This window comes from Rahnella sp. 2050 (genome assembly GCF_040544515.1).
In the GTDB taxonomy this organism is placed as follows: domain Bacteria; phylum Pseudomonadota; class Gammaproteobacteria; order Enterobacterales; family Enterobacteriaceae; genus Rahnella; species Rahnella aceris.
The window spans coordinates 184,900-206,619 of record NZ_JBEPKE010000002.1; the positions used below are offsets into that span (position 1 = coordinate 184,900).

19 protein-coding genes are annotated in these 21,720 nt (G+C 52.5%); 13 read left to right on the forward strand and 6 right to left on the reverse strand.

Annotated elements, in window-relative coordinates; all coding sequences use genetic code 11:
* Position 1 precedes the first annotated feature (1 nt).
* The 6 genes from ABIC79_RS08125 to ABIC79_RS08150 all read right to left on the reverse strand — a co-directional run bounded on the left by ABIC79_RS08125 (position 2) and on the right by ABIC79_RS08150 (position 4,668).
* Complete coding sequence (locus tag ABIC79_RS08125) at positions 2–304, reverse strand: ElaB/YgaM/YqjD family protein (protein WP_013577208.1); 303 nt, start codon at positions 302–304, stop codon at positions 2–4.
* 147 nt (positions 305–451) lie between these two features.
* The gene (locus tag ABIC79_RS08130; RefSeq protein ID WP_015690507.1) at positions 452–829 is read right to left on the reverse strand and encodes a DUF1090 domain-containing protein; all 378 of its coding nucleotides are present in this window, start codon (positions 827–829) and stop codon (positions 452–454) included.
* A gap of 132 nt (positions 830–961) precedes the next feature.
* A complete protein-coding gene (mzrA, locus tag ABIC79_RS08135; protein ID WP_015690506.1) occupies positions 962–1,345 on the reverse strand; it encodes an EnvZ/OmpR regulon moderator MzrA in 384 nt (127 codons plus the stop codon).
* Positions 1,345–2,025 carry a DedA family protein gene (locus tag ABIC79_RS08140; RefSeq protein ID WP_013577205.1) on the reverse strand — a complete coding sequence of 227 codons (681 nt, stop codon included), beginning with the start codon at positions 2,023–2,025 and terminating at the stop codon, positions 1,345–1,347. The genes mzrA and ABIC79_RS08140 overlap by 1 nt, the downstream gene beginning before the upstream one ends.
* 383 nt (positions 2,026–2,408) lie before the next feature.
* Positions 2,409–3,185, reverse strand: coding sequence for a transcriptional regulator ExuR (gene exuR / locus ABIC79_RS08145; protein WP_013577204.1), 777 nt, complete (start codon positions 3,183–3,185; stop codon positions 2,409–2,411).
* Between the two features lie 190 nt (positions 3,186–3,375).
* On the reverse strand, positions 3,376–4,668 hold the full coding sequence (locus ABIC79_RS08150) for an MFS transporter (protein WP_013577203.1): 1,293 nt from the start codon (positions 4,666–4,668) through the stop codon (positions 3,376–3,378).
* Between the two features lie 969 nt (positions 4,669–5,637).
* On the opposite strand from ABIC79_RS08150, the gene uxaC reads away from it, so the two are divergent.
* The 13 genes from uxaC to pgmB all read left to right on the forward strand — a co-directional run bounded on the left by uxaC (position 5,638) and on the right by pgmB (position 21,716).
* Complete coding sequence (gene uxaC / locus ABIC79_RS08155) at positions 5,638–7,050, forward strand: glucuronate isomerase (RefSeq protein WP_112197450.1); 1,413 nt, start codon at positions 5,638–5,640, stop codon at positions 7,048–7,050.
* 156 nt (positions 7,051–7,206) lie between these two features.
* A complete protein-coding gene (locus ABIC79_RS08160) occupies positions 7,207–8,658 on the forward strand; it encodes a tagaturonate reductase (RefSeq protein ID WP_354566781.1) in 1,452 nt (483 codons plus the stop codon).
* Between the two features lie 10 nt (positions 8,659–8,668).
* Positions 8,669–10,159 (forward strand): UxaA family hydrolase, encoded by a 1,491-nt coding sequence (locus ABIC79_RS08165; protein WP_037035079.1) that lies wholly within the window; start codon positions 8,669–8,671, stop codon positions 10,157–10,159.
* A gap of 96 nt (positions 10,160–10,255) precedes the next feature.
* On the forward strand, positions 10,256–10,810 hold the full coding sequence (locus tag ABIC79_RS08170; protein WP_013577199.1) for a YgjV family protein: 555 nt from the start codon (positions 10,256–10,258) through the stop codon (positions 10,808–10,810).
* Between the two features lie 194 nt (positions 10,811–11,004).
* Positions 11,005–12,684 carry an alpha-amylase family glycosyl hydrolase gene (locus ABIC79_RS08175; protein ID WP_121019672.1) on the forward strand — a complete coding sequence of 560 codons (1,680 nt, stop codon included), beginning with the start codon at positions 11,005–11,007 and terminating at the stop codon, positions 12,682–12,684.
* A gap of 105 nt (positions 12,685–12,789) precedes the next feature.
* Entirely contained in the window at positions 12,790–14,082 is a 1,293-nt protein-coding gene (locus tag ABIC79_RS08180) for an ABC transporter substrate-binding protein (RefSeq protein ID WP_194286520.1), read from the forward strand.
* Between the two features lie 30 nt (positions 14,083–14,112).
* Entirely contained in the window at positions 14,113–14,994 is an 882-nt protein-coding gene (locus tag ABIC79_RS08185) for a carbohydrate ABC transporter permease (protein WP_013577196.1), read from the forward strand.
* Positions 14,981–15,826: a carbohydrate ABC transporter permease gene (locus tag ABIC79_RS08190; protein WP_013577195.1), complete on the forward strand. Its 846-nt coding sequence runs from the start codon at positions 14,981–14,983 to the stop codon at positions 15,824–15,826. The genes ABIC79_RS08185 and ABIC79_RS08190 overlap by 14 nt, the downstream gene beginning before the upstream one ends.
* 43 nt (positions 15,827–15,869) lie before the next feature.
* Positions 15,870–16,922 (forward strand): D-guloside 3-dehydrogenase, encoded by a 1,053-nt coding sequence (gene ycjQ / locus ABIC79_RS08195; RefSeq protein WP_013577194.1) that lies wholly within the window; start codon positions 15,870–15,872, stop codon positions 16,920–16,922.
* Positions 16,923–16,934: 12 nt separating this feature from the next.
* Positions 16,935–17,726 (forward strand): sugar phosphate isomerase/epimerase family protein, encoded by a 792-nt coding sequence (locus ABIC79_RS08200; RefSeq protein ID WP_121019674.1) that lies wholly within the window; start codon positions 16,935–16,937, stop codon positions 17,724–17,726.
* A gap of 15 nt (positions 17,727–17,741) precedes the next feature.
* Positions 17,742–18,800 (forward strand): Gfo/Idh/MocA family protein, encoded by a 1,059-nt coding sequence (locus ABIC79_RS08205; RefSeq protein WP_119262130.1) that lies wholly within the window; start codon positions 17,742–17,744, stop codon positions 18,798–18,800.
* On the forward strand, positions 18,797–21,043 hold the full coding sequence (locus ABIC79_RS08210) for a glycoside hydrolase family 65 protein (protein WP_166860875.1): 2,247 nt from the start codon (positions 18,797–18,799) through the stop codon (positions 21,041–21,043). The genes ABIC79_RS08205 and ABIC79_RS08210 overlap by 4 nt, the downstream gene beginning before the upstream one ends.
* A complete protein-coding gene (gene pgmB / locus ABIC79_RS08215; protein ID WP_119262128.1) occupies positions 21,033–21,716 on the forward strand; it encodes a beta-phosphoglucomutase in 684 nt (227 codons plus the stop codon). Before ABIC79_RS08210 ends, pgmB begins: the two co-directional genes overlap by 11 nt.
* Positions 21,717–21,720 lie beyond the last annotated feature (4 nt).

Genomic DNA, 21,720 nt, shown 5'->3' on the forward strand with positions numbered 1-21,720 from the left:
ATCAGCGGCGGGCTAACAGAACGCCAATCACAACACCGACCGCGGCACCAATACCGACGCCCGTCCAGGGTTTTTCATGCACGTAATCGTCAGCTTTACCGGCGATTTCTTTGGTCTGATAGGCAATCTTGTCACCTGTATCACTCAGACGCTCGCGGGTATCTTTGAGCAGGGATTCTGCTTTACCACGCAGTTTATCGAGTTCAGCTTTCGGCTTATCGGTAGAGGTCTGGAGAACTTCTTCCAGAGTATCCGCCAATGACTTGAGTTCAGCGCGCAGTTGTTCTGATGTATTACTAGCCATGTGTAAGTCACTCCATACGTTAACTGATTCGAACTTTTAACATAGCGGATATTCGGGTTATCGCAAATGCGAATTGTCTGTTTCAAAAGGCAAGATCGTTGTAAACCCGCTATGGCGTGAGGCAAAATCTGTCAGTCTGAAAAGCGATTAATGGCCTTCAGCCTCTTTCAGTTCAGACTTCGCTTCTTCCAGTTTTTGCTGTTTCTTGATGATTTTTTCGTGGTCGCCTTTAGCCTGAACCTCTTTCAACTCTTGCTCACGTTCGGCAACTTTTTCACGTTTCTCTTCAACACGTTTCTGATTTTCTGCTTTCAGACCTGCATCGGTACAGTGCGCTTTATTTTCACGTAACGCTTTCTCCAGACCGTCAACGCGGTTCTGGTTTTTATGCGCCCGGGCTTCGTCGATTTGTTTCTGGATTTCCTGTTGCTTAGTCACGCAACTTTCCGGCTGAGGTGCGGCAAAAGCGGCAGTGGTAAACAGCAATGCAGGAACAAGAGTGAGGGCAGATAAAGTGATTTTCATCATCGGTTTTCCTTTTGACGTTTAAGCGAATGTGCACTTAATTCCATTTGTTGATGAGTTTTATGAATGCTAGCGTCTAAATTATATTACCGCTGAATATGTGGTGATATGAGACAAATCCTGCGCATGGTCTTATCCGAACTTAAGACGCTCACGATCCAGTTTCGACCCCCAGGTCGTGGCATGTTGAGGTTCGTAGTACTGGATAACGAATCCGGCAGGCAAAATGTCCTGCAATACGGTCTCCGCCAGTTTGCGTTGTGAGGCGGTGTCGAGTTGTACCACCAAAGCATCATTGAGCGGCGTAATGCTTTTGATGTGAATACCGCGCTGGCTCAGCCCCTGATAGACATAAAAACCATCGGGTAACGCGACGCCCGCTCTGGCAGGACGGATTTGCAGCGCACTGGTCGGTGCCGGAAGACGGGATACCGCCAGCCCGATCATAGTCGCCGCCGCCAGCAGCATGAGCAGCAGAGGCCAGATAAATGAACGTTTGAGTAATCTTCGGTTCATTATGCATTCTTGCCTTTATTTTGACGGTCAGCGTGTTTTTTGCGCCACAGCACCACAATCGAACCGATCAGGCCGCCGACCAGCAGCAAAACAGGGAGCAGCATCAGGCAGTTCATCACCTGATCTTCATATTTCAGGAACAGCGGGGTTTTACCGAGAAAATACCCCAGCGAGGTCAGGATCAGGATCCACAACAATCCGCTCACCCAGTTGAAAAACTGGAAACGGCTATTGTTCAGGCCTGAAAGTCCGGCAATTGTTGGCAGCAGGGTGCGGACAAAGGCCAGAAAACGGCCGACTAACAAGGCGGAAAGACCGTGCTTATGGAAAAGCGCGTGTGCACGTTCATGATAATGCACGGGTAAATGCGCCAGCCAGCTTTGTACTATCCGGGTGTTGCCCAGCCATTTTCCCTGGGCGTAACTCAGCCAGCAACCGAGGCTGGCTGCGGTGGTCAGCAGGAAAATGGTTAAAGGGAAATTCATGGCATCTTTGGCGATCAAAACGCCAACAAGGATCAGCAGGCTGTCGCCCGGCAAAAAAGCCGCAGGCAACAAACCGTTTTCCAGAAAAATAATCATGAATAAAATCAGATACAACGCCCAGACTAATTGGGGATTAGCCAGGGTTTTATAATCTTGTTGCCAGAGGGCATCGATAAGCGAACTGATAATTTCCATCGGTGTTGTAAAACTCCATCATTTTCAGTGGGTCAGCGAAAGACATCAGCGGAGAATTTGTCTCGACGCTGCCTGTTTTGCTGATAAGGTCGCCTCTTCCCTGGCGGGCTTTCTGGTCATGAGTTTTTCGGGGATTTACGCGTCTCCGGGCCTGTTTCACTCGGCATGGACGGGTAAAAAAAGTGGTCTAACTGTAACAAAATAACAATAACTCAGACAGGTAAATATAGCGCGTTGAGACTGATCATTTAAGTCTGAAGCACGTTATGGAAAAGGGTTTTACATTGGCTGACACTACTCGACAGTGCCTGACAGGATTGGCGGGGGCAAAGCAGAGGCACGAAAAAGGCAGGTTGGGAGAATAAACCTGCCTTAAGGGGAATTTATTTAGAATTGAGTACCGGCGGGTCGAGATGAACTACCGGGTTTTCTGAATAAAGATAACGGTCTACGTTAAACTCGAAATCATCGCTGGTCGCGCGGAAAAGCATTTGTTTGGTGTTTTCCAGATGCTGCCACATTGCCAGTTTGGCGGCGTGGGGATCACGGCGGATCAGCGCTTTTAAAATCAGATCGTGTTCTTCACACCAGCTCTCAATGGACTTCTCATCAATGTGCTCATGCAGTTTGCGCCAGTAAGGGTTATGCAAGCGCTGGCTCCACATCTTCTCAACGATGGTCGCCAGCGCACTGTTTTGCGTGGCCTGTGCGACCTGCACATGGAATTTTAAATCCCATTCTGAATCGCGGAAGCGGTCTTCCTGGCGGGCATGCTCCTGAATTTCCATCAGACGCATGATGTCCTGCTTGGTGACTTGTGTGGCGGCGAATTCAGCGATGTTACTTTCAATCAGCTGACGTGCCTGTAACAGCTCAAACGGACCGGCAGTGCCAAACTCGCTGCCACAATCGGGCACAACAAGGTGGCGCTGCTGATTTGACATCACATGAATTCCCGACCCTTTACGGACTTCCACATAACCTTCAACTTCCAGCATGATAATCGCTTCACGCACGACCGTGCGACTGACATCCATTTCATCTGAAATCAGACGTTCAGCGGGCAGCTTTTCGCCAACCGGATACAAGCCTGTTTCGATGCGTTCCTTGAGCGTGGCAGCCAGTTGTTGATATAGGCGTCTGGTGTCTGTGGATTCCATATGAGTGCTCTTTAAAGTAGTGAAACCTGTAAGAAATGAGTGTCGGACAGACCTGTGAACTTATTATACAAGTGCCAGTATACGTTTTACGAAAGTTTGATGCACCGTGCATCGGACAGAAAGGCATGGGAGAAATGTCAGAAAAATGCAAAGCCCGGTAAAGAGAGTTACCGGGCTGACGAACAGACGTTTAGGCTTTTGCGGTTTTCAGCGGAGCCGGGACAGGTTCTACTGCAGAACGGTTCTGCAGGACTGTCCAGATAATGATGGCGCCGAGCAGATCGAACACGGCAAGGGCGGCGAACAGCGGGCTGAAACCGATGGTATCGGCCAGCGCCCCGACCACCAGTGCAAACATGGTACTTGCCATCCAGGCCGCCATACCGGTCAGACCGTTGGCGGTAGCCACTTCGTTACGACCGAACACATCAGATGACAGAGTGATCAGCGCTCCGGACAGTGACTGGTGAGCAAAACCACCGACACATAACAAAGCAATAGCGGCGTAAGGGCTGGTGAACAAACCGATCATGCCAGGGCCAATCATCAGAACCGCCCCCATGGTGACAACCATTTTACGGGAAACGATCAGATTAACTTTGAAGTACTTCTGGAATAACGGTGGCAGATAGCCGCCCAGGATACAGCCGAGGTCGGCAAACAGCATCGGCATCCAGGCAAACATCGCGATTTCTTTCAGATTGAAACCATACACTTTGAACATGAACAGCGGGATCCAGGCGTTGAATGTTCCCCAGGCGGGTTCAGCCAGGAAACGTGGCAGCGCGATGCCCCAGAACTGACGGTTACGCAGGATCTGCCAGGCAGACATTTTCTTGCCGTTGTTGGTCTGATGCTGTGCTTCCTGACCTTCCAGAATGTAGGTGCGTTCTTCAGCGCTGAGTTTCTTCTGATCTTTAGGGTGCTTATAGAACACCAGCCAGCTCAGTGCCCAGATCAGGCTCAGTACGCCGGTAATGATGAAGGCCAGTTGCCAGCTATGCATCACGATGCACCAGACGACCAGCGGAGGCGCAATCATGCCGCCAATAGATGAACCCACGTTGAAGTAACCGACGGCAATAGAACGTTCTTTTGCCGGAAACCATTCGCTGCTGGCTTTGAGGCCGGCAGGGATCATGGCCGCTTCTGCCATACCGACCGCACCGCGGGCGATGGCCAGGCCACCCCAGCTACTTGCCAGCGCTGTCGCCATACAGAAGATGGCCCACATAATAGCGAACATCGCGTAACCGACTTTGGTGCCCATGACGTCGAGAACGTAACCGGCGACCGGCTGCATCAGGGTGTAGCAGGCGGAATAGGCGGCGATAATATAGGAATATTGCTGTGTGGTGATGTTTAACTGGCTCATCAGCGTTGGCGCTGCAGCCGCAATGGCGTTACGTGTCAAATAACCTAATACAGTGCCGCAGGTGACGAGTGCGATCATGTACCAGCGTAACCCTTTAATCTTACCCATTTAACTCTCTCCCAGTAAATAATCCGGCGATGACAACATCAGGCTGTCAGGGCGTATTTCGCACCACCTGAACAAGCGTGGGGGTTCTGGCTTTCCTTAAAGTGTTTTCGGGAACGTTGCCGCCAGATGATTTCACTGGGAGCTGCCCGTGTTATTACGCACTGCGTTATTGTTATCTGTGCGTAAGGGTCCGATGAACGTCCTGAACACCAGAATTACTGCTTCGCCATGGGGCTGACTGCACCCGGGAAGTGTTTTGCCCGGAAACAGCGAAAGGACGTGGCAGGTAATCTCTGACGCTCTTGTCCGGGCGATGCAAAGATAACTTGTCATACAGATTTAAAATTTGAATGACATCACAAAACCACATTTATATTGTGTGGTTACTTAACTTTTTTAACTTCACGGTTATTTACTTGATTTTACAATGAAAACTGTATTTTGATTGATCCGATTCACACTTTTCTGTCAATGCTTAACAATGACAGCCTGAAAAATGAAACGTAATTGGTGTGACAACTTCACGAAATGATCACATTTATCGTGAACAGTTAATGAACACTGTTATCTGGTAAAAATTGACCGATGCAGGCCGCCTGAAGGGCAAATGGATTACATAAGCCCTGCTGGCGTGGGAAGAGGATAATGAGGCCGAAGCCCGGTTGAATGTCCGCAAGCCGGCGCGCACTTTTTAGGTTTTGTCACATTTGGTACGAAATAACTTGTCATACAGATTTAAAGTTTGAGTGACATCACAAAATGACACTCTAATTGTGAGGATAATAAGCACCAGCAGCTGATGACGCTAAAGTCATTATTTTACAGAGAATTAGTTTGTTTTTTTGGAATGAAATCAGTCATTTTAATGGCTTTGGTGCATTAAAAAGTACTGGACGATAGCTTAAATTGGTGTGATAACTTCGCACCATTGAGTGACAACTCTACAGAATTCATGATGAGGAACCTAAGATGGCGCAGTTTTTAACGGAAGACTTCCTTCTCGACACAGAATTCGCACGTCGCCTGTATCACGACTACGCGAAAGATGAGCCAATTTTTGACTACCACTGCCATTTGCCACCTGAGCTGATTGCGCAGGACTATAAATTCAAAAACCTGTATGACATTTGGCTGAAAGGCGATCACTACAAATGGCGCGCAATGCGTACCAACGGTGTGCCTGAGCGGATGTGTACCGGCGATGCCAGCGACCGCGAGAAATTTGACGCCTGGGCTGCAACGGTTCCCCACACGATCGGTAACCCGCTGTACCACTGGACGCACCTTGAGCTGCGCCGTCCGTTTGGCATCACCGGTAAACTGCTTTCCCCGTCTACCGCGGGCGAAATCTGGGAGCGCGGTAATGAATTGCTGGCGCAGGATGCATTCTCTGCCCGCGGCATCATGAAACAGATGAACGTGAAAATGGTCGGCACTACCGATGACCCGATTGATTCTCTGGAACATCATAAAGCGGTGGCACAAGACTCCGGCTTTGATGTCAAAGTGCTGCCAAGCTGGCGCCCGGATAAAGCCTTCAACATTGAAGCGGCAACCTTCGTCGATTACATGAAGAAACTCGAAGCCGCGGCGGATGTCTCCATTACCCGTTTCAGCGATCTGCGTGATGCCCTGAAAAAACGTATGGATCACTTTGCGGCGCACGGCTGCAAAGTGTCAGACCACGCGCTGGATGTAGTGGTTTACGGCGAAGCGGATGATGCGACGCTGGACGGCATTCTGTCCCGTCGTCTGAGCGGTGAAACGCCAACTGCGCAAGAAATTGCTCAGTTCAAAACCGGCGTTCTGCTGTATCTGGCTTCTGAATATCAACGTCGTGAATGGGTACAGCAGTATCACATTGGCGCGCTGCGTAATAACAACACCCGTATGTTCCAGCTGATTGGCGCAGACGTTGGTTTCGACTCCATTAACGACCAGCCACTGGCCGAGCCGCTGTCCAAATTGCTGGGCGCGCAAGGTCTGGCCGGTGGCCTGCCAAAAACCATTCTGTACTGCCTGAACCCGCGTGATAACGAAGTGATCGGTACCATGGTCGGTAACTTCCAGGGTGAAGGGATGCCGGGCAAAATGCAGTTCGGTTCCGGCTGGTGGTTTAACGACCAGAAAGACGGCATGCAACGTCAGATGACACAGCTCGCCAACCTCGGCTTACTCAGCCGTTTCGTCGGCATGCTGACTGACAGCCGCAGTTTCCTGTCCTATACGCGTCATGAATATTTCCGTCGCATTCTGTGCCAGATGATTGGTCGCTGGGTGGAAGAGGGCGAAGCACCGGCAGATATCGAACTGCTGGGCAGCATGGTGAAAAACATCTGCTTCGATAACGCGAAACAGTATTTCCAGATTGAACTGAACTGATCGGCTTGAACTGAGTAGCACGACGGAGCGCAGGTTCCTGCGCTCCTGAAATAAACATTGAAATAACAAACAACTATCCCAACAGATAACGACGGCCATAGGGCAATTTTCCCGCCCTCAAAGACCGGAGTCTGAGCAAATTAAGGTGAATGTGAGATGCAAAGGTTAAATCGCCGTGACTTCCCTGGCCGTCAACATCCGGACAAAATTATTCAATTCGGTGAAGGTAATTTCCTGCGGGCGTTTGTCGACTGGCAAATCGACCTGCTGAATGAACATACCGATCTGGATGCCGGGATCGTGGTTGTTCGTCCGATTGACACTGACTTTCCGCCTTCACTCAGCACGCAGGATGGTCTGTACACCACCATCATCAGCGGTCTGAACGAGCAGGGGGAAACGGTGCGTGATACCCGGATCATCCGCTCCGTTAACCGCGAAATTAATATCTATCACCAGTTTGATGAGTATCTGGCGCTGGCCCGTGACCCGAATATCCGCTTCGTGTTTTCTAACACGACCGAAGCCGGTATCAGCTATGTCGAAAGCGACCGTCCGGACGATACGCCTCCGGCCAGCTTCCCGGCTAAACTGACCCGGTTGCTGTTCGAGCGTTTCAACCATTTCTCCGGCGCGGCCGATAAAGGCTGGGTTCTGCTGCCATGCGAACTGATCGACTACAACGGTGAAGCGTTGCAGGAACTGGTGCTGCGTTACGCACAACTTTGGGCATTGCCAGCGGCATTCATCCAGTGGCTGAAAAACAGCAACACCTTCTGCTCAACGCTGGTTGACCGCATCGTTACCGGTTATCCGCGCAGTGAAGTCGACAGCCTGCAGGAAGAACTGGGTTATCAGGACAGCTTCTTCGACAGTGCCGAACACTTCTATTTATTCGTCATTCAGGGGCCAAAAAGTCTCGCGCAGGAACTGCGTCTGGACAAGCTGCCGCTGAATATCCGTCTGGTTGACGACATCAAACCGTATAAAGAACGCAAAGTGGCGATCCTTAACGGCGCACACACCGCGCTGGTGCCGGTGGCCTTCCTGTCAGGGCTGAACACCGTTGGCGAATCCATGAATGATGCGCAAATCAGCCGCTTTGTCGAACTGGCGATCGCTGAGGAAATCTCGCCGGTGCTGGATTTGCCACAGGATGAACTGACGTCCTTTGCCCAGGCGGTACTCAGCCGTTTCCGCAACCCGTTCATTCAGCATCAGCTGCTGTCGATTGCCCTGAACGGCATGACCAAATACCGCACCCGCATTCTGCCGCAACTGCTGGCGAGCCAGGAAAAGAATCAGCTTCTGCCTCCGCGCCTGACCTTTGCACTGGCAGCCTTGCTGGCGTTTTACCGTGGTGAACGTAACGGTGAAATTTATCCGCTGCAGGACGATGCACACTGGTTGAGCCGTTTCTCCGAACTGTGGGGTAACGTGCGTAATGGCAGCCTGCCGTTGGCCGGGCTGGTCGAAACCGTGCTGGCAGATGAAGAACACTGGGGACGTGACCTGAATACCGTGCCGGGTCTGACTGCAAAAGTGACCGAACAATTGCAGTCGATTGAAGACCTTGGCATGCGTGACGCGTTGGCGGCTTACAGCTAAGAGAACAACTATGCAAAGTATCATTCAAATTCATACCGCTGATAACGTCGCCGTCGCGTTGCGGGATATCGACGCGGGCGAGCAGGTCGAAGCAGGCGGTCACACCGTCGTGTTGGCTCAGCCGGTTGCCCGTGGCCACAAGTTTGCCCTTCGCCAGATTGCGGCGGGGGAGAACATTGTTAAATACGGCCTGCCGATCGGGCATGCGCTGACGGCGATTGAGCCGGGTGTGCATATTCATTCGCAAAACGGCAAAACTAACCTGAGTGATCTGGACGAATACCAGTATCAGCCGGATTTCGCCAGCCTGCCGGAACAGATGGCGGATCGCGATGTGCAGATCTTCCGTCGTAAAAATGGTCAGGTGGGGATCCGTAACGAGCTGTGGTTGATCCCGACCGTTGGTTGCGTCAACGGGATAGCCCGCCAGATCCAGACACGTTTCCTGAAAGAAACCAATGACGCGGAGGGTACCGACGGCGTTTACCTGTTCACGCATCCGTTCGGTTGTTCGCAACTGGGTGACGACCATGTGAACACCCGTACTATGCTGCAAAATATGGTACGCCATCCGAATGCGGGTGCGGTGCTGGTGATCGGCCTTGGTTGTGAAAACAATCAGGTGGACGTGTTCCGTGAAACGCTGGGCGAAGTGGACGAAGAGCGCGTGCGTTTCATGACGCTGCAAAAGTTCGACGACGAAGTGGAAGCCGGTCTGGAACGCCTGCGCGAACTGTATGCTGTAATGCGTGACGATAAACGCGTTGCCGGTAAACTCAGCGAACTGAAATTCGGTCTGGAATGTGGTGGCTCTGATGGTTTATCGGGTATCACCGCTAACCCGCTGCTGGGGCGTTTCTCCGACTACGTGATCGCCAACGGCGGCACTTCCGTGCTGACCGAAGTGCCTGAAATGTTTGGCGCAGAACGTATTCTGATGAGCCGTTGTCGCGATGAAAGTACGTTTGAAAAAACCGTTCACATGGTGAATGATTTCAAACAGTACTTCATCGAACATAATCAGCCGATTTACGAGAACCCGTCTCCGGGTAACAAAGCCGGTGGCATCACTACGCTGGAAGAAAAATCGCTGGGCTGTACACAAAAAGCTGGCCAAAGCCCGGTAATGGACGTGCTGAAATACGGCGAACGCCTGACTACGCCGGGGCTGAACCTGCTGAGTGCGCCGGGTAACGACGCCGTCGCCACCAGTGCGCTGGCAGGTGCGGGCTGTCATATGGTGCTGTTCAGTACCGGACGCGGCACGCCTTACGGCGGTTTTGTGCCGACGGTGAAACTGGCAACCAACAGTGAACTGGCCACGAAAAAACCGCACTGGATCGATTTCGATGCCGGACGCCTGATCCACGATGTCAGTATGGATCAGTTGCTGGGTGAATTTGTGGATCTGATCGTGGCGATCGCCGATGGCCGCAAAGCCAAAAACGAACTCAATGATTTCCGCGAATTAGCCATTTTTAAAAGCGGTGTCACATTGTAACCGGTCAGGTTTATCGTTAGGATGAAACGGCGTTTCAGTTATGGAACGCCGTTTGCTTTTGCAGCGCAAGACCCCCACGTATGAGACTCCTGACAAATGACGTATTACTGGTTTGCCCAGTCAGTTGGTGTTGTGGCCTTCATGGTCGGCATCACGATGTTTTTCAACCGCAGCGACCGCCGTTTCAAACAACAGCTTTCTGCCTACAGCGCCATTATCGGCGTGCATTTTCTGATGATGGGTGCCGCGCCCGCTGGCATGAGCGCCTTACTGAATTCTCTGCGCACACTGATTTCCCTGCGTACCCGTAACCAGTTGATTATGGTAATTTTCATCGTCCTGACCCTGGTACTGGGGCTAAGCCGCGCCCATCACTGGATGGAACTCTTACCGGTCGGCGCGACAGTTGTCAGTACCTGGGCGCTGTTCCGCACCAGCGGGCTGACAACCCGGTGCATTATGTGGTGCTCAACCTGCTGCTGGGTGGCACACAACATCTGGCTTGGCTCGATTGGCGGTTCACTTATCGAAGGCAGTTTTCTGGTCATGAACGGTTTTAATATCATTCGCTTCCGCCGCCTGCAATTGCGTGGCATCGATCCGTTTGAGGTCGAGAAGAAGCTAGTGCAGAAGATGGATGAGCAGGGATAGTCCCTGCTTTTTTGTCCTTCATTCGCGTACCCCGCTTATTTTGAATCTGCTCACAGATTGCAATAATAATTCCGCGTTTCCCCCTCTATTGATTCCTTCCGCCTGTTTGCCTCGTTGACAACCTCCGGACGCAGGAGTAATTTCCGATTCCGTGGGAGCGGTCCCACAAAAAGGGAAAGGGAAAAAGGAAAATCATGGACGCTATTCAGGGATTACTGAAACAGATATATGCAGGGAAATTGTCAGCGGTATTCTTAGATGATCTGATTACACGCATTGAGGTTGCCAGAAATCAGATTACCTATACGGCCAAACAGGGATGGGATGAAAAAGATGTGGTATTGATCACCTATGCAGATCAGTTCACGAACAAAGCAGAAAAAACACTTTCAGTATTTGATGGTTTTTATCAGCAGCATCTGGCGGATGTTTTTAATATTATTCACCTTCTGCCGTTTTATCCTTATTCGTCGGATGATGGTTTCTCGGTGATTGATTATCAGCAGGTCAATCCACTGGCGGGGGACTGGAAAGATATCCGTAAGCTTGGCCAGTCTTCAAGGCTGATGTTTGATTATGTCTGTAATCATATTTCCGCGAGCAGTGAATGGTTTAAACAATATCTGGCGGGCAATTCGAAATATGAAAACTATTTTATTAGCCTGAACGAAAATAGTGATTTATCTGCCGTGACCCGTCCCCGCAGATCGCCGCTGTTAACGCCTTTCCGCTTTGAAAATGGCGAAACCCGTCATGTCTGGACCACCTTCAGCGCGGATCAGATCGACCTGAATTTTGCGCATCCTGACGTACTGCGCGACATGCTGGACGTGTTACTGAAATACCTGTCGGAAGGCGCTGAATATGTGCGTCTTGATGCTGTGGGCTACATGTGGAAGGAACCCGGCACCTCCTGTATTCATCTGCCCAAAACACATTTACTGGTGAAGCTATTCCGCGCCGTGGTGGAGTATGTTTCACCCGGTACTGTGATTATTACCGAAACCAATGTGCCGCATCAGGACAACATCAGTTACTTTGGTAACGGGTTTGATGAGGCGCAGATGGTCTATCAGTTCCCGCTGCCGCCGCTTGTTCTGCATGCCATTCACAGTGAAAACGGGGAAACGCTGAAACGCTGGGCCGCCGGTCTGGATGCCTGCACACCCGCCACCACCTTCTTTAATTTTCTTGCTTCGCATGATGGCATTGGCCTGAACCCGTTGCGCGGATTACTGCCGGAATCAGAGATCCTCAGGCTGGTGGATGCGCTGCAACAGGAAGGCGCGAGGGTGTCGTATAAAAATAATCCGGATGGCAGCACCAGCCCGTATGAAATCAACGTCACCTATATGGATGCGCTGAACCGGCAGTCGGACGACGACGATATCCGTCTGCAACGCTTCATGCTGGCGCACGCTATTTTGCTGGCATTCCCCGGTGTTCCTGCGGTGTATATCCAAAGTATTCTGGGTTCGCGTAACGATATTCAGGGGGTTGAGAACGCCGGGCATAACCGGGCAATTAACCGGCAGAAATATGATGTCACGGAAATTGGACAGATATTATCTGAACCTGATTCATTACGTGCGCGGGTATTTGGTGAACTGAAGAAATTAATTATCTGCCGAACTGAACAGGCGGCATTTCATCCTTCCGCGCCGATGCGGGTCATTGAATGTCATGACAGCGTGTTTGCCTTTATCCGGGGGCAGGGAAACCAGGAAATAGTGTGTCTGTTTAACCTTTCCGCTAACAATATTCAGGTAACGCTCCCTTCGGGGGATTATCAGGTCTTACCTTATAATCATTCACTGAAATGTGACGGGGAAATAACATTAAAGCCTTATCAGTATATCTGGTTACGCCATTAATTAAGATGTTCCGTTATTTTTTTGTATTTAAAGGGTGTGATATTTCACAGGCCAGTGATTTCGGCTGGCTATAAATTAGCAAAGGAGATGTTCATGAATATAAAAATGAAAAGAAAATATATCCTTATAACCCCGTTATTATTATCCGCATTATGTTTATCGGCCTGTGAGGACGCCAAAGAGAGACAGGTCACCATTGAGTTTATGCATTCTTCGGTCGAGCAGGAACGTCAGGTGGTCATTAATCAGCTGATTGCGAAATTTGAACAGGAAAATCCGCAGATCACCATTAAACCGGTGCCGGTGGAAGAAGATGCCTACAACACCAAAGTGATTACGCTGGCCCGTACCGGCGCACTGCCAGCCGTGATTGAAGTCAGTCACGATTACGCCAAAGTGATGGATCAGGAACAGCTGATCGACCGCGATGCCATCAGGCAGGTGATCGACGGCATAGGTGCTGATCAGTTTTATCCCGGCGTATTGCGCATCGTGCGCACGGAAGAAGGCGAGAATTACACCGGCGTACCGATCCATGGCTGGATACAGGGGATCTGGTACAACAAATCACAACTGGCTGACGCCGGATTCTCTGCGCCGCAAAACTGGCAGGATGTCACCCGCATTGCCACGGCATTTAATCAGCCCGCGCGGAAAAAATATGGCATTGCGTTACCGACCGCCGAAAGTGTTTTGACCGAACAGGCTTTCTCGCAGTTTGCGCTTTCCAACGATGCCAACGTATTTAATGCTCAGGGGCAAATCACGGTTAACACGCCGGAAATGCAGCAGGCGCTGGATTATTACCGTCAGCTCGCCACCTTCTCGATGCCCGGTTCCAATGATGTCATGGAAATCAAAGACGCCTTTATGAACGGCACGGTGCCGATGGCGATTTACTCCACTTATATTCTTCCTGCGGTGTACAGCGAAGGCAAAGCCGGTGACCTTGGTTTTGCCGTGCCGACTGAAAAATCCAAAGCCGTTTACGGCACCATCACCTCACTGACCATCTCCAACGGGCTGGATACGCCTGAACGTGAGGCCGCCGAACGGTGGGTGAGCTTCCTCGAAAAACCGGATAACGCGACAGCCTGGGTGCTGATGTCGCCGGGTGCCGCATTGCCGGTAACCCAAGGCGTGACCGGTAATGCCACCTGGCAAAACAATCCGGTGATCAAGGCATTTGGCACGCTGCCGCAAATGCTGGTGAACGAGTTTGCCAACGTGCAGGTGTTCGGTTCCGTCGGGGAGAAAAACTTCGCAGCAATGGGCGATATCACAGGCTCTGCCGTGCTCAGCGAAATGCTCAATGGCGTGACCGTCGGGAAGAAGGATCCGCAGCAGTCACTGGCGGAAGGGCAAAAGCGTATCGAAGCACTGATGCAAAAACGCTAAACGGAGGAGCCTGAATTGTCAGGGAAGATCATGAAATCACGTAAATTTAACCATTCTGACGGTCGTTTTGCGCTGCTTCTGCTCGCCCCCAGCATCTTTTTGCTGGGGCTGCTGGTGGCGTATCCGATGTTGTCGAATATCCAGATCAGCTTTCTGCAAATCCCGCTGAATCCGCGTCTTGATAACCGGTTTGTCGGGCTGGATAACTACATCAGCATTCTCAGCGATCCGGGCTTTTATCACTCGTTGTGGGTGACGTTCTGGTACACCGCACTGGTCGTCGCGGGCAGTACCGGTCTGGGGCTGGGCGTCGCGTTGTTTTTTAACCGTGAGTTCCGCTTTCGCAAAACGGCGCGTTCGCTGGTGATTTTGTCCTATGTCACGCCTTCCATTTCGCTGGTATTTGCCTGGAAATACATGTTCAACAACGGCTACGGCATTGTGAATGTGATCGGTGCTGACATGCTGCACCTGTTCAGCGATGCCCCGCTGTGGTTCGACAATCCGGTCAGCAGCTTCGTGCTGGTGGTGTTGTTCGCCATCTGGCGTTATTTCCCCTACGCCTTTATTTCGTTTCTGGCGATTTTGCAGACCGTCGATAAATCCCTGTACGAAGCCGCAGGCATGGATGGCGCCAATGCCTGGCAGAAATTCCGCATCGTCACGCTGCCCGCCATCATGCCGGTACTGGCAACGGTGGTCACGCTGCGTGCGATCTGGATGTTCTACATGTTTGCCGACGTCTACCTGCTGACCAACAAGGTCAATATTCTGGGTGTGTATCTCTATAAAACCGCCTTCGCCTTTAACGATTTAGGTAAAGCCGCCGCCATATCCATGGTGCTGTTTGCCCTGATCTTTATCGTGATCCTTCTTGCCAGAAAACGGGTGAATATCAATGGCAGCAACTAACCGCAAGATCCTGCGCAAAGCGGGCTTTTATGCCAGCCTGCTGATTTTCCTTGGCGCGATGTTATTTCCTTTTTTCATCATGCTGATGACCTCGTTCAAAAGCAGTAAAGAGGCGATTTCCCGCCATCCGACGCTGTTTCCGCAGGAGTGGGATTTCCATCATTACGTGGATATTTTCAATCCGCAGATTTTCCCGTTCCTCAGTTACTTCAAAAACAGCCTGACCGTGTCGGTACTGGCGTCCGTGATCGCTGTGTTTTTCGGCATCCTGGGCGCTTATGCGTTGTCACGGCTGCGTTTTAAAGGGCGCGTCACCATCAACGCCAGCTTTTATACCGTCTACATGTTTTCCGGCATTTTGCTGGTGGTGCCGCTGTTCAAGATTATTTCGGCGCTGGGCCTGTATGACACCACTACCGCGCTGGTGATCACCATGGTGGTTCAGACCTTGCCGACGGCCGTGTTTATGCTGAAAAGTTACTTCGACACCATTCCTCACGACATTGAAGAAGCGGCGATGATGGACGGGCTTAACCGGCTGCAAATCATTTTCTACATCACCGTGCCGCTGGCGATCTCCGGCATCATTTCGGTGTTTGTGTACTGCTTTATGGTGGCGTGGAATGACTATCTCTTCGCCTCCATTTTCCTCTCCAGCTCTGCCAATTTCACCCTGCCTGTCGGCCTGAACACGTTGTTCAGCACACCGGATTATGTCTGGGGAAGAATGATGGCCGCCTCACTGGTGACCGCGCTGCCGGTTGTCCTGATGTACGCGCTTTCGGAGCGGTTTATCAAAGGCAATCTTACTGACGGCGGCGTAAAAGGCTGACGTTAAAACGCATATTGACTGATTAAAGATGAAGGAATATCCGATGAAAAAACTGGTCGCAACCCAGCCGCGTGTGGCTGAACTGATGGATTATGAGGACCGCCCGGTCGCGGCATATGAAGTCAAAATTCGCGTGAAATTTGGCGCACCGAAACACGGTACCGAAGTGGTAGATTTTCGCGGCGTCAGCCCGTTTATCGACGAGGAGTTTTCGGCTGAATGGGGCATGTTTGTCCCCCGTCCGGCGGATGCGCCGCGCGGTATCGTGTTCGGCGAATTCCAGCTCGGCAACATGGTGGTGGGCACCGTTTGCGAAAAGGGCTGCGAGGTGACGGATTACGCGCTGGGCGATGATGTCTGTACTTACGGACCGCTGAGCGAAACGGTGATCGTCAACGCCGTGAACAATTACAAATTGCGCAAAATGCCCGCCGGTGCCTCATGGAAAAACGCCGTCTGTTATGACCCGGCGCAGTTCGCCATGAGTGGTGTGCGTGACGGCAATGTCCGTGTCGGCGATTTCGTGGTGATTGTCGGGCTGGGGGCGATCGGTCAAATCGCTGTGCAACTGGCGAAAAAGGCCGGTGCCAGCATCGTGATTGGCGTCGATCCGCTGGAAAAACGCGGGGAAATTGCGCTGAAAAACGGCGCGGATGCCGTGTTTAACCCGATCGGCACTGACATCGGGCTGGAGATCAAAAAACTCACCGGCAAACAGGGTGCGGACGTCATCATCGAAACCAGCGGCAATGCCCAGGCACTGCAGGCGGCGCTGCGGGGTATCGCTTACGGCGGCACAATTTCTTATGTCGCCTTTGCCAAACCCTTTGCCGAAGGCTTTAACCTCGGGCGGGAAGCCCACTTTAACAATGCCAAAATCGTCTTTTCCCGCGCATGCAGCGAACCCAATCCCGATTATCCCCGCTGGAGCCGTAAACGCATCGAAGACTCCTGCTGGGAACTGCTGATGAACGGCTACCTGAACTGCGAAGACCTGATCGATCCGGTGGTCACGTTCAGCAACAGCGCGGAGAGCTACATGAAATACGTCGATCAACATCCTGATCAGAGCATCAAGCTCGGCATCACTTTCTAAAAGGACTTAGACATGAAAATCGGTACACAAAATCAGGCATTCTTCCCGGAAAATATTCTGGAGAAATTCAAATTTATCAAGGCAATGGGTTTCGACGGTTTTGAAATTGACGGCAAATTGCTGGTAAATCATCTCGACGAAGTGAAAGCCGCTATCGCCCAAACCGGCCTGCCAGTGATTACCGCCTGCGGCGGCTATGAGGGTTGGATCGGTGATTTCATCGAAGAGCGTCGTCTGAATGGATTGCAGCAAATCACTGCGATTCTGGAAGCCCTTTCGCAGGTCGGCGGTAAAGGGATTATCGTGCCCGCCGCCTGGGGAATGTTTACCTACCGTCTGCCGCCGATGACCTCACCGCGCAGTCAGGCGGGCGACCGTCTGGCGGTCAGCGCATCCTTGCGGGAGCTGGAAAATGTCGCCAGACGCACCGGCACCACGGTGTATCTGGAGCCGCTGAACCGTTATCAGGATCACATGATAAACACGCTGGCGGAGGCACGCCGTTATATCGAAGAGGGCGCGCTTGAGCACGTCAAAATCATCGGTGATTTTTACCATATGAGTATTGAGGAGGATTGCCTCAGCGCTGCGTTCCATCAGCAACGCGATCTGCTCGGCCATGTACATATTGCTGACAATCATCGTTACCAGCCGGGCAGCGGAAGCATTGATTTTGGCTCTGCGTTTGAGCAACTGAAAGAAGATGGCTACGACGGCTATATCGTCTACGAATGCCGCGTGCGGGCAGAAAATCCGACCCAGGCTTATCAGGATTCACTGACTTATCTTCGCAATTTACTCTGACTGACAGGCCGCGAAATGGAATTTATAACGAAACCGGCAGGAACGCTGAAAGTGGCGCTGGTGGGGGCGGGTCAGGTGGCGGAAAAGGTCCATGTGGCCTGTTACCGCCAGCTTCCGGGGCTTGAACTGGTCGCGGTGGTGGATTGCGATACGGCGCGCGCTCAGGCATTTGCCGGGCGCAACGGTATCGCCCGTGCCTTTACCTCACTGGAAGAGATGCTGGAGGCTGAACGGCCCGACATCGTCAGCATCTGTACGCCCAACCTTTTCCATCATCAGCAAGTGATCACGGCATTGCAGCACGGCTGTCATGTGTTCTGTGAAAAACCGCCTGCCATGACCGCCGCGCAGGCGCTGGAAATGTGGCAGGCGGCGGAACAGGCTGGCCGGATTCTGGCCTATGACTTTCATCACCGTTTCGCCGAAGATGCGCGCATTTTACGCCAGAAAGTCGCAGCGGGTGAACTGGGTGAGGTTTATGTCACCACCGCGCGCGCCCTGCGCCGCTGCGGCGTGCCCGGCTGGGGCAATTTCACGGATAAAACGCAGTCCGGCGGCGGACCGCTGATCGACATCGGCATTCATATGCTGGATGCCGCCATGTACGTGCTCGGCTTTCCGGCAGTGCGCAAAGTCACCGCGCAGATGTTTCAGAAAATCGGTAACCGCAAAAGTGAAGGGCAATTCGGAAGCTGGGATCCGCAGAAATACAGCGTGGAAGATTCAGTATTTGCCGCGATTGAGTTTTGCAACGGCGGGTTGCTGCGTCTGGAAACGGCGTTTGCGCTGAATATTCAGCCGCAATCGGTGATGAATGTTGAGTTTTGCGGTGATAAGGCCGGTGCCACACTGTTTCCTGCCCAGGTGTATACCGATGAAAAGGGTGAACTGGTGAGGTTATTCCACCGGGAGGTTGCCGACGATCAGCGCCATGTTCGCAGCGTTCAGGCGTTTGTGGCGGCGGTTCGCGGGGAAACGGTGAGTCTGGCAGACGCGGAACAGGGATACCGGATCCAGCAACTGGTGGCGGCTGTCTATCAGTCGGCAGAGTCGGGGGAGAGCGTGTATCTATGATTCAGCCTCAGATCCTGCCCGAAGCCCCGTTTTCACCACATCGCCTGAATAAGTACGGCAGCCTGCATACCTGCGGCAATGGCCGGATTGGTATCCGTGGCTGTCACGAAGAAGCCTATACCGATCAACAGCGGGGCATGTTTGTCGCGGGTTTTTATCACCGTGCGAATACGACCGAAGTCACCGAACTGGTGAATCTGCCGGATATTATTGGTATGCGCATTGAGCTGGACGGCGAAAGTTTATCGCTGCTTTCCGGCACGCTGCTGTCCTATCAGCGTGAACTGCGCACCATGAACGGTGAGCTGTATCGCGAACTGGTCTGGCAGTCGCCCGCCGGTCAGCGGTTCAAAATCGAAACCCGTCGTTTTGTGGCGCTTTCTCCGCTGACGCTGGTGGCGAGCCGTTTAACTGTCACCGCGCTGGATGCGGATGCACATTTGTGCGTGAGCACCGGCATTGATGCAACGCTCACCAACAGCGGCAGACAGCATCTGAATGAATGTTCAGTACGGGTTTTCGATCAAAACGTTTTACAAGGCGGTTATCAGACCACAGACGGCCAGCAGCAGGCGATCATCACCAGCCAGTGCCTGTTTCCTGCCCGCGCCAGCAGCAGTTTTTCGTCGAAAAACCGCCAGTTACTGCAACATATCAGCCTGCCGTTATCTGCCGGTGAAGCGGTGACGCTGGAGAAATTCAGCTGGATTGCCACGTCGCTCGACGCAGATTTCCTGCCAGAAAACACCTTCGCAGCACGCTGCCTGAAGGCCCTGCTGGCACACGCGCAGCAAGGTTACGGACACCTGCTGATGGAAAATACCCGCCACTGGCAGCATTACTGGCAGGCATCACGGGTCTGTGTGGCGTCAGATGATCCCCAGGATCAACGTGCGCTGGATTTTGCGCTGTATCACCTGAAGCTGATGATCCCGGCGCATGACGCGCGCGCCAGTGTGGCGGCGAAAGGGCTGACCGGCGAAGGCTATAAAGGGCATGTTTTCTGGGATACCGAAATATTTATCCTGCCTTTTGCCCTGCTGAATGCGTCTGAACAGGCGCGAAAACTGCTGGAATACCGCTATCTGCATCTGGCGCAGGCGCAGGACAAAGCCCGGCAGAATGGTTATCAGGGCGCACTGTTTCCGTGGGAAAGCGCGTTCAGCGGCGAAGAGGAAACGCCTGAATTTGCCGCGATCAATATCCGTACCGGTCAGCGGCAACGGGTGGCATCGGCGCTGGCAGAACATCATCTGGTGGCAGATATCGCCTATGCCACGGTGGGCTATTTCCAGGCCACGCTCGACACGGAATTTATGCAACAAATGGGACTGGCGCTGCTGAAAGAAACCGCGCGGTTCTGGATGAGCCGCGCTGAATGGCGTGACGACCGGCTGGCAATTCTCAACGTCATCGGGCCGGATGAATACACCGAACATGTTGATAATAATGCGTTTACCAATTATATGGCGCAGTACAACGTCCGGGAGGCCTGCCGGTATCTGCATGAATTTAATCATGAGGACGCCGCATTCTTTGCGCAGGCGGAAGATTTTCTGACGCACCTGTATCTGCCGCAGCCCGATGTGCAGGGTGTGATCGCGCAGGATGATTCCTTCCTCAGCAAACCGCAATGCGACCTGACAGCCTATAAATCCCGGCAGGGCACACAGGCCATTTTGCTGGATTATTCCCGTGCGGAAATCAACGAGATGCAGATTCTGAAACAGGCCGATGTGGTCATGCTCATGCAACTGCTGCCCGCACAGTTCACGCCACAATGTCAGGCTGCCAGTCTCAGTTTTTATGAACCGCGTACGATTCACGACTCTTCGCTGAGTAAATCGGTGCATGCGATTGTTGCCGCCCGGACCGGGCAGGTCGCACAGGCATTGCAGTTTTACCGCGAGGCGTGCCGCATCGATTTGGGCGAGGAACCTCACTCTTCGGACGACGGTATTCATGCGGCCGCCACGGCCGCTATCTGGACGGGGGCGCTGATGGGGTTTGCGGGGCTGGATTATCAGTCAGGCGAACTGCATTTCCGGCCCTCGCTGCCGCAGGGCTGGACGCGGTTACAGTTTCCCCTTTGCTGGCGTGGAACGCGCCTGACGGTGTCGCTTGAACCCCGGCAATTTACCCTCAGCAAAACGGATGCTCAGCCGCTGAAGGTCTGGATCAACGGCATCTCTCACACATTTACGGAAAGCCTCATTCTGAAAGGATCTCATGATGAAAACTGAACCCCTGCCGCGTGCCGTTATTTTTGACCTCGATGGTGTGGTGGTCGATACCGCACACCTGCATTTTATGGCCTGGCAACGACTGGCGCAGCGTATCGGGATCCCCATCGATGCTGCGTTTAATGAGCAACTGAAGGGCGTCAGTCGTCAGGAATCGCTGTTGAAGATCCTCGCTGTGGGCGGAAAAACCGGAACTTTTACGCAGGCAGAATGTGACGCAATGGCGGCGGAGAAAAATGCCGATTATGTCGCATTACTCGCCGGGCTGACCACGGCGGACATTTTGCCGGGGATCAGTGAATTGCTGCATACGTTGCGTGAACAGGGCGTGCTCACCGGTCTGGCTTCCGTTTCACAAAATGCCCCGCAGGTGCTCAGGGCGTTAGGACTGGAGCAGGCTTTCGATTATGTCGCGGACGCCCGCCGGATCACGCATTCCAAACCGCATCCGGAAATTTTCCTCAAGGTTTGCGAGGCGCTGAATATCGCGCCGCAGCATGCCGCAGGGATAGAGGATGCGCAGGCGGGGATTGATGCATTACGTGCCGGAGGCATTTTCTCGATTGGCATTGGCGCCACGCTGGAAGGGGCAAATCACCGTCTGGATTCTACCGACGGGCTGTCGTGGGCGGTTATCAGGCAACTATGGTTGCATCATCAGGCTGATATTTAAGGAA